The organism is Actinokineospora sp. UTMC 2448, assembly GCF_024760565.1.
Classification (GTDB): domain Bacteria; phylum Actinomycetota; class Actinomycetes; order Mycobacteriales; family Pseudonocardiaceae; genus Actinokineospora; species Actinokineospora fastidiosa.
The window spans coordinates 43360-58715 of sequence record NZ_CP031087.1 but is presented as its reverse complement, the minus strand read 5'-3'; the positions used below and the strand labels follow the sequence as shown (position 1 = coordinate 58715).

Here is a 15356-nt window from a genome sequence, read left to right as displayed (position 1 = left end):
ACCGTAACCCGATTCACAGATCCCCGACGTAGGGAATCCGTCCCACCTCGGGTGAGGACATCCAGCGGCGCAGGGCGGCGGTGGCCCGCACGTCGTCCTCGTTGTACTCCAGCAGCCGCACGCGCTGGGCCGGGTCGGGGTCGTCGCCGTCGAGGCCGACGGCGGCGCGGTACCAGCGCATGGAGTTCTCGCCGCCGGCGTCCGGGTCGCGCCAGGTGAAGCCCGCGACCGGGGCGATCGTCTTGAGGCCCTTGCCGTGCGAGCACAGGAACTGGTCGCGGACGCTGGCGAACAGGTCGAACCAGGCGTCGGACTCGATGAAGGCGAGCACCTCGGCGCGGCGCGGGATGCCGGGGCGACCGGCGAACCGCTTGGCCGAGGCGAGCAGCCAGCGGTTCTCGGCCAGCTCGTTGTAGCAGTAGGCGCGGAAGGTGAGGCCCCGGTCGTGGGCGGCCTGCCGCACCCCCATCAGCCAGGACCAGAACTCGGCGAAGGAGCGGGCCTCGTCGTCGGTGGGCAGCGGCTCCCAGCTGACGAACGCCCGGTACCCCGGCGACACGCCCACGTCGGCGCCGGTCAGCAGCGCGCCCCACAGGTAGGCGCCCGCGTCGCCGAAGCTCTCCATGTCGACGTCGACCTCGACGTCCGCGCGCGGCACGCCGACCCGCTCGACCCGCCGGACCAGGGTGAGGTCGGCAAGCCAGGCGCGGGCCAGGCCGACCGCGTCCTCCACGGGCATGCCGACCAGCGCCGGCACGTCCTCGTCGGCGGGGTCGACCAGGGCGAGCTCGTCGACAGTGCGCACGCCCGCGGCGCGCAGCAGGCCCGCGTCCTCGCCGCGGACGACCAGGCTCACGTCGCGCGTGGCCACCAGCTGCCCCTCGCACACCGGCCACCACGGGCAGCTGCGGCACTCCACGATCCGCGACGGCTCGGCCAGCGGGTCCGCGCCCGCGGCGGCCGCCGCGGCCACGGAGAGCCGGTCGGCGAAGCGGCTGTCGTACTCCTCCAGCGCGCTGCGCCCGCCGGGCCAGGTGGGCGCGTGCAGGTCGTGCCAGACGACGACGTCGCCGTCGAGGCCGATGACGCCCGCGAACGCGTGCCGGGGGTCGGCCAGGCCCGCGCTCTCCAGCAGCCTGCGCACGTGGGCGAGGCGGAGCTGGTCGCGCGGCTGCGGGCGCACCTTGCGGGCGCTGTCCGGCGTGCCGCCGACCATGGGCAGGTCGTCGAGGCCGCTGGTGCGCGCGCCCGTGCCGGGGTCGGTGACCTTGTGGCGGACGACGAGCACGGGCACGTAGCCCTGCTCGGTGCGCACGAGCAGGTCGATCGTGCCGCGCCTGCCGCCGTCGGGGTCGCGCGGGAGCTGCGCCGACCAGACGAAGGGGGCGTCGGCGGCGAGCGCGGCCATGGTGGCGGTCTCGCGCTCGGAGGCCGGGCCGGGCGGGATCTCGGTCCAGGCAGCGCCCAGCTGCGCGGCCAGCCGGTCGGCGATCGCCCTGCGGTGCGCGGCAGCGTCGGCTTTGCGCAGCTCAGCGGTGGGATCGGGGGCCGCGCGCCTGGCCTCCCGCATCGACGGGTCGTGCTCAAGGTGCACGCGACGCCTGCAGCGGCTCACCACGCCGGCGTCGAGGAGCACCGTAGTAGTCACGTACGCAGTTTAGTTGCCATGTGCGACACATCGGGCGGGTCGGTAGGTTGCTGACCATCGAGCGCGGGAGGCAGCGGATGGCGCGGATCACGCCGAGCAGGGCCCGGAACGCGATCGCGGTCGCCAAGGTGATCGCGCCCGCGCTGATTCCGGTGGTCACGCCCTATCTGATCAAGGCGACCGGCACGGCGCGCGAGCGCTGGGACCGGCACCGGGCGCGCAGGCTCGGCGTCGCCGTCGGCGACCTCGCGCAGTACAGCGGCCACGGCGGCGCGCTGCACGCGCGCATCTCCGGCGTGGCGACCGCGCTGGCCGAGCAGCAGTCCCCCGACCGGGAGACCGAGACCCGGCTGCGCCAGCTCGCCGCCGCCGTCCGCGCTGCCGAGCGCATGCCCGCCAGCCGCAGGCGAGCGGCGCACCGGGCCGTCGACAGCGAGCTGGACGCCATCGAGGAGCGCCTGCTGCAGCGGCTCGGGGTGCGGCAACCTGGGAGAACGAGGGGCCTGGACAGGGCCAACTAGGCTCTAGGACATGACGTCCCGCCTGACCCGTGGCGCCCTCCTGGGCGCGTGCACGGGCGCTCTGGCGGTGGCGGCCCACGGGCTCGCGGGCGGCGGCATGCCGGACACCGCGCCGACCGTGGCGATCGTCGCGCTGGTGGCGTGGGCGGGCTCGGCGCTGGCCGACAAGGGCCCGTGGGTGACGCTCGGCCTGCTGGCGGGCAGCCAGTCGGCCCTGCACCTGCTGCTGACCCAGGTCGCGCACCCGGGATCGGTCGCCGACCCGGTGGCGATGACCGTCGCCCACGTCGCGGCGACGCTGCTCACGGGCTGGCTTTTCGCGCACGCGGGCTACGCGCTCGACGCCCTGGCCGCCGCTCTGCGCGGTCTCGTGCGCGCGGTCGTGGCGCCCCTCTTCGGTCTGGTGACCACGTTCGTGCTGGTCACGTCGTCGCGGGCGGACGCGCTGCTCGCGGTGGTGCTGCGCGTGGTGTGCGGGCGCCGCGGTCCGCCGGTTCTCTCCTGAATCCCCCTTCACCCCTTTCCCATTCAGGAGAAAACGCAATGAAACGCTTCGCGGTTGTTCTGGGCTGCGCGAGTGCCGCCCTGCTGTTCTCGGCCGGGACCGCCTCGGCCCACGTGACGGCGAAGGTCATCGGCGAGTCCGCCACGCAGGGCGGCTACACGAAAATCACCTTCCGGGTCCCCAACGAGGACGAGACGGCGGGCACGGTGAAGCTCGAACTGCGGCTGCCGCAGGACACACCCATCACATCGCTGCGCACCAAGCCCGTCCCCGGCTGGAAGGCCGAGGTCACCAAGACCAAGCTCGCCCAGCCGATCACCGTCCACGGCCGCGAGATCACCGAGGCGGTCAGCACGGTGACCTGGACCGCCGAGTCCGGCACCCGCATCGGCCCCGGCGAGTTCGGCGAGTTCGAGGTCAGCGGCGGCCCGATGCCCGAGACCGACCAGCTGGTCATCCCGGCCATCCAGACCTACGACAACGAGAAGGTCGTCGCCTGGGACGCCCCGCCGACCGACGGCGACGAGCCCGAGCGCCCGGCCCCGGTGGTCAAGCTCGCCCCGAAGGGCGAAGGCGACGACCACCACGCCGCCACCCCGGCGTCGTCCCCGACGACCCCGGCGGCCGCCGAGTCCACTGAGGACACCACAGCCCGCTGGCTCGGCGGCGCTGGCCTCGCCGTCGGCGCCCTCGGCCTGGGCATCGGCGCGGGCGCCACCCTCCGCGCCCGCCGCATGACCCGCACGGAGGCATAGCACGATGCCCCCCTTCCTCGCCCCCACTGTCCACACCCCGCCCGGTTATCCACAGCCCGCACCGCACACCCCCTCCAGCGCCCCCCGCGCCGGTAGACTGGACAAGGGCCGACCCCCCAGGGTGGGTGGGGGCTATGCAAGTGGTGTTCGGCGGGTTCTCGCGGTCGCGTTGGTTGTCTTGTTCGGACTGATCGGGTCGGCTGGGACGGCGTTCGCGCACAATCAGTTGGTCAGCAGCAATCCGGCGGACAAGGCGTCGGTGGAGACCGGGCCCGCGACGGTCGAGTTGACATTCGACCAGGCGGTGCAGGGCAGCAAGGACCTCAACACCGTCGTCATCGTGGGGCCCGGGGACACGCAGTGGCAGGGCGGGGAGCCGACGGTCAGCGACAACAAGGTGACGGTGCCGGTCCGCGAGCTGGGCCCCGCTGGCGAGTACCGGGTGGGCTACCAGATCCTCTCCGCCGACGGCCACCCCGTCCGCGGCGAGATCCGGTTCACCCTGACCAAGGCGGGCAACGGCACGCCCGCCGAGGTGACCACCCCGGCCCCGGACACGACCACGCCCGAGAGCGGCGGCGGCGTCCCGGTGTGGGTGTGGATCGTCGGCGCGGTCGTCCTCCTGGGCGTCGGCGTCGTCACGGCGATGCGCCTCGGCGGCGGATCCACGCGCTGAGGTGGGGGCGCTCGGCCGGGTCCTTCCCGGCCGAGCGCTCCGGGGCGCCGGGCGGGAGGTCGCCCCGCGGCCGCCGGGCCGTTGGAGCGGGTGGTTGAGGTTCGACAGGAGCACATCGCCGAGGTGAGGGTTGTGACAGGCCGGGTCGGCTGGTTGGTGGTCCTGCTCGGCCTCGCCGGGCTCGTCGGCGTCGCTGTCGGATCGGCGGTGACCGCGGTCGAGCCCATCCCCGGTCTGCCCGACGCCGGGCTGGTCGTGCGGGCGGGGCTGCCGGTGGCGCGGCTGCTGCTCGACCTCGCCGCCGTCGCCACGGTCGGGTTGTGCCTGCTGCCGATGCTGGTCGGGTTCGACCGGCCGCGGAACGCGGAGCCGACGATGGCGCTGGCCCGGCGGGCGGCGGTGGCCGCCTCGGTGGTGTGGGCCGTCGCCGCGGTGGTCGCGCTCGTGTTGCAGACCGCCGAGTTGCGGGCGAGCGCGGACGTCTCCTTCGGCGCGGTCGCGGACTACGTCGCCACGGTCGGGGCGGGCAAGGCACTGGTGTTCGTCGCCTGCCTAGCACTGGTCAGCGCGGTGTTGTGCGGGTTGGCGGTGCGGAAAGGCGACTCCGTGCCCGCGGAGCTGCGGGCCGCGGTGGCGTTGTTCGCCTTGTTGCCGCTGCCGGTGACCGGGCACGCGACCGGGTGGCGGTGGCACGACGTCACGATGATCTCGATGGAGCTGCACGTCATGGCGGCCGCGGCGTGGACGGGGGGCCTGGGCGCGGTCGTCGTGTTGCTGGCGGCCAACCGGTCGTTGCTGGCCAGGGCGGTGCCGAGGTTCTCGCGACTGGCAACCGTCTGCGTGCTGGTCGTCGGTCTGTCCGGGGTGTTCAACGCGGTGATCGAGCTGGCGCCGCGGTTCGACCTGTTCGCCACCGGCTACGGGGTCGTCGTGCTGCTCAAGCTCGGGTGCCTGGTCGCGCTCGGCGCGCTGGGCGCGCACATCCGGTTCCGGCTGCTGCCCGGCATCCGGTCGCACCGGCGAACGGCGCTGGTCACCTGGGCGGGCGCGGAGCTGGCCGTGATGGGGCTGGCGTTCGGCCTCGCCGTCGTGCTGACCCGGGTCCCGGCCGCCTGAACGTTGTCCACAGGACTGTCCACAGGGGCTGTGGACAACTCCTTTCATCGACCACTCGTGCCGTTCAGCGGTCTGAAGGCATACCGATGCAACCCGCAGGACCCCGAACGGCGCAACGGTGAATGGTCAGTCCGGTTCGGTGAGATGCACTCGGATCGGGTTCGGCCTGCGCATGAGGACCAGCTTGTCGGCGGCGGCGCGGGCGCGGCGGTCGAGTTCGCGGCGATCGATCCAGCCCTGCGCGTAGTGCCGGTACGCCTGCGCGAGCAAGACCATCTCGGCAAGATGCTCGGCCGCTCGCTTCCTGGCCTCCTCGGGCAGCCGGGCCACCAGGGCCAGCTGGCTCTCCACCACGTCATCCAGGACGCGGGCGGCCGCCAGGGCCTGCCGGGCGCGCCGCGCCTTCCCGAACACCTGAGAACCGCCCCCTCATGGCCGACCCCGTCGCCAGTGCTGTCGTTCACACAACGCAGCTTGTTAACAGCCCACAACCGCTGATCGGGCTAACCCGGTGGTCAGGTGTAGCGGGACCAGGTCGTGGAAGTGTTACCGAGACGGAAGTCGCGCAGCCGCCGCAGCAGCTCAGGGCGCACTTCCGGACTACTGGCCATGATCGGCAGCACGCTGGTCGTGAGCTTCAGCTCACGCACCTCGCGCAGCACCGCGAACCCCGGCCAGGCCATCACGTCGAAGCCGTAGGCGTCGGCCAGCTCGGCGTACCGGGCGACCGGCTCGCCGAAGCGCCGCACCCCGACGGCCAGCGGGGTCAGGTCCCACTCGGGCGGGCCGACGCAGCTGGAGTCGAAGTCGCAGAGCACCGGACCGGCCGGGCTCGGGATGAGGTTGCCCAGGTGGGCGTCGCCGTGCACGAACCCGCTGGGCAGCGCGTACTCGACCGCGGTCAGCCGCTCGGCGACCTCGGCACAGCGCTCGCGGAGGAAGGCAAGCTCGCCGTCGTCGACGCCGTCGGCCTCGCCGATGCGCCTGCGCACGTCGTCCAGCGGGTCCCACTCGGGCAGACCGGCAGGCGGCGGCAGGGCGTGCACGGTGCGCAGCAGCCGCGCCAGGTCGGCGGGCGCAGCCGGGCAGTCGTGCGGCTTGACCTCGTGCCACAGGGTCGCGGTGTAGTGCCCGACGACGACCGGCTGGGTGATGTCGCCGACCAGCCGGACCGCGGGGACGCCGTGCTCGGCGAACCAGCGGGCCACGTCGACGACCTTGCGCACCCGGTGCCGCAGCGCGACCGAGCCCACGATGCGCACCACGACCGGCGCGGTGGCCAGCAGGAAGACGGCGTTGTTGGTGAACCTCAGCAGCCGCGCGCCGAGCGGGTCGAGGCCCACGTGCTCGCAGACCGCCGCCAGGGCGGACCGGAGGTTCTCCCTGGTGAACAGGCCCTCGCTGACCACTGGCACGACGGGGCCGGGCCGCTCACGCCACGCTGTGCAGCTTGGAGATCTGCTCGGCCAGATCACGCGCGTCGGAGTTGTTGACGCGCTTGAGCGCCTCGTCGCGCAGCGGCTCCAGCCGGTCGATGACCCGGCTGGACTTGAGGTTCTCGGCCAGCTCCACGGCCTGGCGGCCGATCCTGGCCCCGTGGTCGACGTCGCCCTCCAGCAGGTGGTTGACCGCCAGCGCGCCCAGGTTGAACGCCTTGCTGCGGGTCATCTCGTCGCCGTAGCCCTCGATGGCCCGCGACAGCGCCGGGATGGCGAACTTGGTGTGGCTGGGGTCCACCGTGCTGGCCAGCACCGTGTGCACGGTGCCGATCATGGCGTGGACGTCGGTCTCGTTGAAGAACTTGACCCAGTCGTCGGCCTCGGCGAGGTTCGCCCGGCTGAACTCGTCGCGGGTGCGGTTGATGAGCTTCATCGTCTGGTCCTTGCGGCCCAGCATCGCGTAGGCCCACGCCTGGTTGGCGCAGATGACCGCGACCGCGAGCTCGGAGCCGGACTCCTGGGCGGCGATCTGGCCGAGCTGGAACATCTTCAGCGCGTCGTCCGGGGCCTTCTTGTGCAGGTAGACGCGGCCCATCCGGTAGAGGATGTTGGCCACCAGCGGCTCGCTGCCGCCCTCCTTGGCCAGCACGAGCGCCTTGCCGAAGTGGCTGCGGGCGGAGTCGGTGAGTCCGATGTCGAAGGACGTCCAGCCCGCCAGGTTGTGCAGATCCGCGAGCGCGACGTGCAGACGCCGCTTCACGTGCTCGGTGCCCGACGCGGTCAGCATCTGCTGCCCCCACGACAGCTGCGCGACCACGGCGTCCCGACAGAAACCGCCGCCGTACTGGTAGTCCAGGGATCGCAGCGCTCTCGTCGCCGCCTCCACCTGACGCACGTCGGTGATGCCGATGCGACCCGGCCCTGGGGTGTGCTCGGGACTGGCCACCCAGGAGCCGGAGTTGGTGCCCAGCACGTTCGCGCCCACCGTCACGGCGGCGGCGTGTGCCAGGAACTCCCGACGCTTCACCTCTTCGCTCTCCTCAGAGTCTGCGGCCTCGCGACTCACCGCGACTCGCACCGCGGTGACCTCGTCGTACGCGAGGCCCATGTATCCCCTCGGGACACCCAGACCGTCGGCGATCCTGGCGAGCACGTCATAGGCCATGACCTGCCGACCCTTGAGGATCTCCGACACCTCGGACTGCGACTGGCCGGTCATCGCGGCGATCTGGCGCTGTGAGACTCCGGTGCGCCTGAGCAGCCGGTAGACGGAGCTGATCTCCCGCGCGGCCAGCGCGGCGCGCATCTCCGGGTCTTCCCACGTGTCACTTGAAATGGGAGAACCCTGTGCGCCGATCGAGTTCATTCCGCCCCCTCACAGTCCATCGGGCGTCAAGCGCAGAGTAAGCGCACTTCACGAACCGCGAGAAGTGCGCTTCGGCGAACCTGATCGGTCCGACCGAAGACCGGTGACCGCTTACCGTGGAACAGCCGCCGATCAGCGCTGCGTCTCTCCAATCCCGTCTTCCGCACCTCAATGTAGTTCCTGGTAAGCGCAAGAGCACGGAGGGAAACCAAAGTCGTGGAACTGCTCCGGTCGGCACCGAACGCGGTCCGCGACGTGTCCGCCGACGGGCGCCGGGTCTGGCGGGTCTCCTGCGGCGACGTGGTCAACCGCGACCGCTGCCTCACCGTGCTCGTCGAGAAAGACACGGTCGTCCTCGTCGGACCTCCCGGCGAGACGGCGGTTCTGACCACCGGCCAGCTCGGCCAGTTGCGGACCGCCCTCAAGGAAGCCGCCGAACAGGCGGAAAGGTGACGGTGACGTTAGGTGGACGAAATACTCGGCCAGGTCCTGCGCAGCGCCGTGTGGGAGCGCCTGGACATGCTCACCGAACTGGCCAACCGGGCCGATGCCCCCTCCCTGCTGTCCGTCGCGCGATCCGAGCTGCCCCGGCTCACCGAGGGCTGGCGCGCGATGCTGAGCGCCCACGAGCCGGACGAGAAGGGCAACTGCCCGGTCTGCTCCAGCCGGTGGCGCCAGCAGAAGGCGCCGTGCCCGGTCTGGCGCGCGGCGTACGAACACCTGGTCGCGGGCGGTCTCGCACCGCAGCAGCCCCCGCGCCACGCATTGCGGCGCGCCACGGCGGGCGCCCGATAGCCCGGCGGCCCGCCGCGTCGCCACCCCGGACACGAGCGGCGCGGCGGGCCGTCGCCCAGGCAGGCGGGTCGGTGCATCCGTGCCCCCGAACGTGGTGGACCGGCCTGCCGCCTGACCCGCCCCGCGATCCCCGCGGACCGGTGCTGCTGTACTCCCTCCCCCGACCAGCACCGGTCCGCGGTACCACTCGCTTTCGGCCCACAGCGGCGCTCCGAGCGGGCAAAATGGAAGGCCACCGATCCGGGAGGAGACGCGGTGGCGAGCCCGACCCCGCTACGCAGGCAGCCGGTCCAGCAGCGCAGCGCCCAGCGCGTGCAGCGCATGCTCGACGCGTGCGCGAATCTGATCGATGAACTGGGATACGACGGCGTCACGACCACGCTGATCGCCGAGCGCGCCGGGGTCGCCGTCGGCTCGCTGTACCAGTTCTTCCCCGACAAGCGGGCCGTCGTGCAGGCGCTGACCCAGCGCAACCTCGCGCACTTCATGGCCGAGGTGGCCCGCCGCTTCGACGAGACGCCGGTCGAGCACTGGTCGCTCGGCGCCGACCTCATCTTCGACCTCTACGTCGAGATGTACCGGGAGATCCCGGGCTTCCGGCGCATCCGCTTCGGCGACGTCGTCGACCTGCGGCTCATCGACAGCGAGCGGGACAACAACACCGTCATCGCCGACGACATCGCCGCGTTCCTCGCCGAGCGCTTCGGCGTCCCGCTCGCCGAGATCCGGCTGCCGGTCGCGGTCGCGCACGAGATCGCCGACAGCATCCTCAACCTCGCGTTCCGGCGCAGCCTCTTCCCCGAGGACACGGTCATCTCGGAGGCGAAGATGGTGGTGCGGGCGTATCTATCCGGGCAGCTGGAGAGCTGGCGCGGCTAGCCGAAGTTCCGTCCCTCGCCCCGGTAGGTCGGCACGGCGGTGGTCCGGTCGCCGTCGACCAGGTGGTACTCGGTGAAGCGCTCGGCGGGCTCGCCCGCCTTGGCGTGCCGCAGCCAGACCCGGTCGCCGACGGCGAGGCGGTCGGCCGCCGCGCCCAGCAGCGGGGTCTGGACCTCGCCCGCGCCCTCCATCGGCGACAGCCGCAGCCCTTTCGGCAGGTGCGGGCGGGGAAGGCGGGCCTTGTCGGCCGGGCCGGACGCCGGGAACCCGCCGGAGAACACGGTCGCCACCCCGCGACCCGGCCTGCGCACGACGGAGACCGCGTACAGCAGCGCGGGATCCGGCGCGAACGAGCGGTAGTCGTCGAAGAGCGCCGGTCCGATGAGGCCCGACCCGGCCGCGATCTCGGTGACCGACGGGTCGTCCCTGGTCAGCTCGACGCTGCCGGTGCCGCCGCCGTTGACGAACTCCAGCGGGGCCACCGACTCGACCGCGCGCACCGCGGCCGTCCTGCGGCGCACGAGTTCGGCGCCGGACCGCCGCTGCATCCACCGGAGGACGGCGGCACGGGCCCTGCTCGGGGGCTTGTCACCCAAACCCGCGATTTGCCCTTCGTAGGCCATCACACCAATGAGTGAAATTCCTGGCCGTCGAACAATCTCCCGGGCTAGTGCGCGGGCCGCGTTCGGGGTGAACACCGGGGAACGCAGCGCGCCGACATGAACCCGGGAACTGCCGAACAGCGGCCGCCAGGAGACGTCGAACTCCAGGCACACGCGAATGGGCGGATGATCGGACCCAAGGGTGTCGGCGAGGAAATCCAGGTGCGCCACCGAATCCACGATCACGCTGACGCGCTCGCGCGCGTTCTCGTCGGCCGCGAGCGCGCGCAGCGCTGCCCGGTCGGCGGTGGGATAGGCGACCAGGATGTCGGTGTCGGCGAATTCCGTGCCCGCCCAGGTCCGGTTCAGCCACAGCGCCTCGCGGAGGGAGTAGGCCATGATGCCCCGGTATCCGGGCATCCTCAGCACCCGTTCCAGCAGCGGACGGCAGCGCACCGACTTGCTCGCCACCCGGATCGGCCTGCCGGACGCGCGGCGGACGAGGTCGGCGGCGTTGCGGTCGAACGCCGCGAGGTCGACCACGGCGAACGGCGGGTCGAGGTGAGCGGTGGCGGCGTCGAGCGTGCGCTGGTCCACGGCGCCACCGTACGACAGGAACCCTTGAAATGTGAAGTCGTTTCACATACTCTCCGGCCATGACCAGGGCCTGGCGGAACTGGGCGGACACCGAGCGCGCCGTGGCCGCCGAGGTGCGGCTGCCGCGCTCGGTCGCCGAGATCGCGGCGGCGGTGACCGCCGCGGCGGAGTCCGGACTGACGGTCCGCGCCCGCGGCAGCGGCCACTCGTTCACCGCCGTCGGCGCGGCGCACGGGATCGCCCTCGACCTGTCGCGGTGGACCGGGATCATCGCCGCCGACCGGGAGACCGGGCTGGTCACCGTCCGGTCGGGAACGACCCTGGGCGCGCTGAACGCCGACCTTGACCGGCTCGGCCTGGCCATGACCAACCTCGGCGACATCGACGCGCAGACGGTCTCGGGCGCGATCTCGACCGGCACGCACGGGACGGGCGCGCGCTTCGGCGGCCTGGCCACCCAGGTCGCCGGGCTGGAACTGGTGCTGGCCGACGGCTCGGTCGTCACCTGCTCGGCCGACGAGCGCCCCGACCTGTTCGCCGCCGCCCGGCTCGGCCTGGGCGCGCTCGGCGTCATCACGGCGGTGACCCTGCGCGCCGAGCCCGCCTTCACGCTGTCGGCCGTCGAACGCCCGGAACCGCTCGACGACGTGATCGACGGCCTCGACGAGCACTGCGCCGCCAACGACCACTTCGAGTTCTACTGGTTCCCCTACGCCGCCAAGGCGCTGACCAAGCGCAACAACCGCATGCCCGCCGGGAGCGCCCCGAGGCCGCTGGGGCCGGTGCGCCGGTTCATCGAGTACGAGGTCATGGAGAACGCGGCGTTCGGCGCGCTCTGCCGGATCGGGCGGGCCGTGCCCGGGCTCGTGCGGCCCATCAACCGCTTCTCCGCCTCCGTGCTCTCCGAACGGTCCTATCAGGACGTCTCGCACCGGGTCTTCGTCACCACCCGCAAGGTCCGGTTCGTCGAGTCGGAGTACGCCATCCCGCGCGAGGCGCTCAAGGACGTGCTGGCCGAACTGCGGCGCAGGGTGCCCGCGCTCGCCGACCCCGTGATGTTCCCGGTGGAGGTCCGGGTCGCCGCGGCCGACGACGTCTGGCTGTCGACGGCCTACGGGCGGGACTCGGCCTACCTCGCCGCGCACCAGTTCGTCGGCATGCCCTACCGGGAGTACTTCGCGTTGTTCGAGGCGATCGCGCGCGCCGCGGGCGGGCGGCCGCACTGGGGCAAGATGCACACGATGGACGCCGACGCGCTCGCCGAGCGGTACCCGCGCTTCGCCGACTTCCGCCGCGTGCGGTCCGATGTGGACCCCGGCGGGCTGTTCCGCAACCCCTACACCGACCGCGTGTTGGGCCCCATCGCCGACTGAACCGCCTCGGCGATCGGGGTCGGTCCACCGACCAGCTCCAGCGTCATGCCCGCGCTCGCCGGTTCGTCCAGCAGCGCCAGGAGCACGGCGGCGACATCGGCCCGGGTGACGTCGCCGGGCGGCACGGACTCGCCAAGGGTGACCCGACCGCTCGGCGCCTCGTCGGTGAGCCTGCCCGGCCGCAGGATCGTCCAGTCGAAGTCGCGGGAGCGCAGGTCGTCCTCGGCCGCGGCCTTGGCGCGCAGATAGGCGCCGAACACCGGCTCGACGTCGGTGCGGTCCAGGCCCATCGCGCTGATCTGGAGGAAGCGGACCACGCCCGCGATCCGGGCCGCGTCGGCGACCAGGACGGCGGCGTCGCGGTCGACGGTCTCCTTGCGCGCCGCCCCGCTGCCCGGACCGGCGCCCGCGGCGAACACCACGGCGTCCGCGCCCGCGAGCACCGCGGCGACCTGTTCGGCGGTCGCCTGTTCGAGGTCGGCCACGACGGCGTCCCCGCCGAGGTCGCGCACGTCGGCGACGTGGTCGGGATTGCGGACGATGCCCACGACGTCGTCGCCGCGGCCCGCGGCGAGCGCGGTCAGCAGGAGGGCGATCTTGCCGTGGCCACCGGCGATGGCGATGCGCATGGGACCGAATCTACGGTCAGCCGGACGTGACCACCGACTCGAGCACCTGCTCGTAGGCCAGTTCGCACACCCACCGGTAGAGCGCGTCGACCTCGGGGAAGGCGCGGTCGGTGCGGCCGGGGAGGTCGACCTGCACGGTGCCGCAGGCGTCGCCGTCGGGCTCGGCGGCCAGCACGGCCACGCCGTACGCGCGGGCGCGGGGCAGGCAGTTGGCCAGGTAGTCGTGCGAGAGGACGGCCGTGGTCGGGAGCACGACGGCGGCGTCGCCGTAGCGCAGGAACGGCACGGCGTTGGCCAGTCCGGTGCGCCAGTGCCGGGCGACCGCGATGGCGCCGACAATGCGCACGGCGGGCTCGGGGACCCGACCGGCCAATTCGGGCCACGCCCACGTGGAGACGGTTGTGCGATCCGTCACGGGCTCCTGGCCGAGGCAGATCCGCTCGGCGTGCACGTCGGGCAGCAGCTCGGCCACCAGGCAGACGCGCCTGCCCAGCAGGATGGTCTCCGGCAGCACCGTCCCGGCCCAGCCCAGCGCCGCGGCGGCGCCCTCGGCGAGCTCGGTCACCGTGCCGGGCAGCTCCACCGGCGGCGCCAGCTGCGCGGGCAGCGCGTTGAGGTGCTCGCTGACCGCCGTGCGCCCTGGGGTGCCGCTCACGAAATCCACCCTTCATCTGCCACCCGTCGCCGACCGGGGGTCCGGTCGGCAGGGGGGTCGATTGGTACCTCACTGGAGTACCAGCCGGGACGGGGTGAATCAGAGACCACGACGCGGGCGCTGCGACCGGCGGCGGAAAGCGGGCGATAACCGGTCGATGAGCGACATCCGGACTTCACCCCGACTGTGCGACCAACCGGGTGACCGGGCACCCACCTGCAGCAATACGCCAACCGAGGGTGTAGCGCGGCTCACGCGGCGCCACTCGGCAGGCTGCAGACAGCGCGCGTTCGACCCAATACTGCCAGTCACTGTCCGCGTGCGGAAGGCAAAGAAAAAACGCCCCGCTGCCGCGAGGCGCTTTATCGTGTGGGCGAGGGGGGAGTTGAACCCCCACGTCCTTTCGGACACACGGACCTGAACCGTGCGCGTCTGCCATTCCGCCACTCGCCCGAGTGGTGTCCTTGGCGGGACGTGCAGAACTCTAGCACGGCTTCGAAGGTGGGTCGCACATACCCGTGTCCGGGGTCGCCTACCCGGATACGATCGGGTCAGGAGCCCGCTCGGGAAGGAGGTGCCATGAACATCGGACAGCGGCTTAACCGCAGGCTGGAGGATGTCGTCGGCAACACCTTCGCGCGCGTGTTCGGTGGCAACGTCGTGCCGCAGGAGCTGGCGCAGGCGCTGCAGCGCGAAGGTGAGGCCAACATCCGCGAACTGGCGGGTGGACGGCTCCTCGCCCCCAACCACTACGTGGTTGTGCTCGGGCCCGACGACCACCGGAACTTCTCCGGTGACGAGGGTCGGATGACGACGCTGCTCGCGGACTGCGTGGCCGAGCATCTCGCCGAGAACGGGTGGGAAACGTACGGCGAGGTCGTAGTCTCCCTGGAGCGCTCCGACGGGCTGCACACCGGACAGTTCCGAACCCGCTCTACCGTCGACCCCGACGTGCAGCGTCAGTCCGAGGGAGCGTCAGCTTCGGACGGAAGACGGCAGGCATCCCCCCGCAACGCAGGAGACCGATCCATGAGCCAGCCTCCCGGCTACGGCCACCAGCCCGAGGGCGATCCCTACGGCCAGCAGAACCAGCAGTACGGGTACGGGCAGCAAGGCCAGTACGGCAACGATCAGTACGGCCAGCAGGGCTACGGCCAGCAAGGCGGCGGTTACGACCAGGGTTACGGCCAGCAGCAGCAGGGCGGCTACGACCAGGGCTACGGCGGCCAGCAGGGCTACGGCCAGCAGGGCTACGAGCAGGGCTACGGACAGCAAGGCGGCGGTTACGACCAGGGGTATGGCCAGCAGGGCTACGGCCAGCAGGGCTATGACCAGGGTTACGGCCAGCAGGGTTATGGCCAGCAGGGCTACGACCAGGGCTACGGGCAGCAGGCGGGCTACGGCCAGCAGGGCGGCTACGACCAGGGTTACGGCCAGCAGGGCTACGGGCAGCCCGGTTACGCGCCGCCCGCCGTGCAGACCGGCCCGCGCCAGCTCTCCGCGTCGCTGCAGCTCGACGACGGGTCCAACCGCAACTACAGCCTGAAGCAGGGCGGCAACGTGGTCGGCCGCGGCCAGGACGCCGATTTCCGCCTGCCCGACACCGGCGTGTCGCGCCGCCACCTGGAGATCACCTGGGATGGTCAGAGCGCCACGCTCGCCGACCTGGGCTCCACCAACGGCACCACGGTGAACGGCACCCCGGTGCAGACGTGGCAGCTGGCCGACGGCGACGTCGTCCGGATCGGCCACTCGTCGCTGGTGTTCCGGACCCAGGGCTGATCGCGGCCGCGGTCCGAG

16 protein-coding genes, 1 tRNA gene and 1 pseudogene are annotated in these 15356 nt (G+C 72.3%); 10 read left to right on the top strand and 8 right to left on the bottom strand.

Annotated features, from left to right (window positions below; all coding sequences use genetic code 11):
• Positions 1 to 13: 13 nt before the first annotated feature.
• Positions 14 to 1648 (bottom strand): TM0106 family RecB-like putative nuclease, encoded by a 1635-nt coding sequence (locus tag Actkin_RS00305; protein WP_258905400.1) that lies wholly within the window; start codon positions 1646 to 1648, stop codon positions 14 to 16.
• 77 nt (positions 1649 to 1725) lie between these two features.
• On the opposite strand from Actkin_RS00305, the gene Actkin_RS00300 reads away from it, so the two are divergent.
• The 5 genes from Actkin_RS00300 to Actkin_RS00280 all read left to right on the top strand — a co-directional run bounded on the left by Actkin_RS00300 (position 1726) and on the right by Actkin_RS00280 (position 5221).
• On the top strand, positions 1726 to 2169 hold the full coding sequence (locus Actkin_RS00300) for a DUF6474 family protein (protein ID WP_189208974.1): 444 nt from the start codon (positions 1726 to 1728) through the stop codon (positions 2167 to 2169).
• Positions 2170 to 2179: 10 nt separating this feature from the next.
• Positions 2180 to 2674 (top strand): hypothetical protein, encoded by a 495-nt coding sequence (locus tag Actkin_RS00295; RefSeq protein WP_189208975.1) that lies wholly within the window; start codon positions 2180 to 2182, stop codon positions 2672 to 2674.
• A gap of 38 nt (positions 2675 to 2712) precedes the next feature.
• On the top strand, positions 2713 to 3429 hold the full coding sequence (locus Actkin_RS00290; protein WP_258905399.1) for a YcnI family copper-binding membrane protein: 717 nt from the start codon (positions 2713 to 2715) through the stop codon (positions 3427 to 3429).
• 121 nt (positions 3430 to 3550) lie between these two features.
• On the top strand, positions 3551 to 4105 hold the full coding sequence (locus Actkin_RS00285) for a copper resistance CopC family protein (RefSeq protein WP_396122919.1): 555 nt from the start codon (positions 3551 to 3553) through the stop codon (positions 4103 to 4105).
• Positions 4106 to 4237: 132 nt separating this feature from the next.
• A complete protein-coding gene (locus Actkin_RS00280) occupies positions 4238 to 5221 on the top strand; it encodes a CopD family protein (RefSeq protein ID WP_258905398.1) in 984 nt (327 codons plus the stop codon).
• Positions 5222 to 5347: 126 nt separating this feature from the next.
• Here Actkin_RS00280 and Actkin_RS00275 read toward each other — a convergent pair whose 3' ends face one another.
• The 3 genes from Actkin_RS00275 to Actkin_RS00265 form a co-directional block, all read right to left on the bottom strand.
• Positions 5348 to 5635 carry a hypothetical protein gene (locus Actkin_RS00275; protein ID WP_189208979.1) on the bottom strand — a complete coding sequence of 96 codons (288 nt, stop codon included), beginning with the start codon at positions 5633 to 5635 and terminating at the stop codon, positions 5348 to 5350.
• A gap of 101 nt (positions 5636 to 5736) precedes the next feature.
• A complete protein-coding gene (locus tag Actkin_RS00270; RefSeq protein WP_396122918.1) occupies positions 5737 to 6630 on the bottom strand; it encodes a phosphotransferase enzyme family protein in 894 nt (297 codons plus the stop codon).
• A 22-nt stretch (positions 6631 to 6652) separates the two neighbouring features.
• On the bottom strand, positions 6653 to 8026 hold the full coding sequence (locus tag Actkin_RS00265; protein WP_396122917.1) for a helix-turn-helix domain-containing protein: 1374 nt from the start codon (positions 8024 to 8026) through the stop codon (positions 6653 to 6655).
• Between the two features lie 267 nt (positions 8027 to 8293).
• Here Actkin_RS00265 and Actkin_RS00260 point away from each other — a divergent pair.
• The 3 genes and pseudogenes from Actkin_RS00260 to Actkin_RS00250 form a co-directional block, all read left to right on the top strand.
• Positions 8294 to 8479: pseudogene (locus Actkin_RS00260) on the top strand (hypothetical protein); the annotation flags it as partial.
• 12 nt (positions 8480 to 8491) lie between these two features.
• Entirely contained in the window at positions 8492 to 8821 is a 330-nt protein-coding gene (locus Actkin_RS00255; protein ID WP_189208982.1) for a hypothetical protein, read from the top strand.
• A gap of 255 nt (positions 8822 to 9076) precedes the next feature.
• A complete protein-coding gene (locus Actkin_RS00250) occupies positions 9077 to 9700 on the top strand; it encodes a TetR/AcrR family transcriptional regulator (protein WP_373292320.1) in 624 nt (207 codons plus the stop codon).
• On the opposite strand, the gene Actkin_RS00245 is transcribed toward Actkin_RS00250, so the two are convergent.
• On the bottom strand, positions 9697 to 10899 hold the full coding sequence (locus Actkin_RS00245; RefSeq protein WP_229786577.1) for an alanine racemase: 1203 nt from the start codon (positions 10897 to 10899) through the stop codon (positions 9697 to 9699). The genes Actkin_RS00250 and Actkin_RS00245 overlap by 4 nt on opposite strands.
• Positions 10900 to 10958: 59 nt before the next feature.
• Here Actkin_RS00245 and Actkin_RS00240 point away from each other — a divergent pair, with 59 nt between their 5' ends.
• Positions 10959 to 12272: an FAD-linked oxidoreductase, L-gulonolactone oxidase family gene (locus tag Actkin_RS00240; protein WP_258905396.1), complete on the top strand. Its 1314-nt coding sequence runs from the start codon at positions 10959 to 10961 to the stop codon at positions 12270 to 12272.
• Here the strand turns inward: Actkin_RS00240 and Actkin_RS00235 are convergent.
• From Actkin_RS00235 to Actkin_RS00225, 3 genes are all read right to left on the bottom strand, one after another.
• The gene (locus tag Actkin_RS00235; RefSeq protein WP_258905395.1) at positions 12236 to 12901 is read right to left on the bottom strand and encodes an NAD(P)H-binding protein; all 666 of its coding nucleotides are present in this window, start codon (positions 12899 to 12901) and stop codon (positions 12236 to 12238) included. The genes Actkin_RS00240 and Actkin_RS00235 overlap by 37 nt on opposite strands.
• Before the next feature lie 16 nt (positions 12902 to 12917).
• Positions 12918 to 13556, bottom strand: coding sequence for a hypothetical protein (locus Actkin_RS00230; protein WP_258905394.1), 639 nt, complete (start codon positions 13554 to 13556; stop codon positions 12918 to 12920).
• Between the two features lie 370 nt (positions 13557 to 13926).
• A tRNA-Leu gene (locus tag Actkin_RS00225) sits at positions 13927 to 14009 on the bottom strand.
• A gap of 126 nt (positions 14010 to 14135) precedes the next feature.
• Here Actkin_RS00225 and Actkin_RS00220 point away from each other — a divergent pair.
• Entirely contained in the window at positions 14136 to 15338 is a 1203-nt protein-coding gene (locus Actkin_RS00220; protein WP_189208986.1) for an FHA domain-containing protein, read from the top strand.
• Positions 15339 to 15356: the final 18 nt, after the last annotated feature.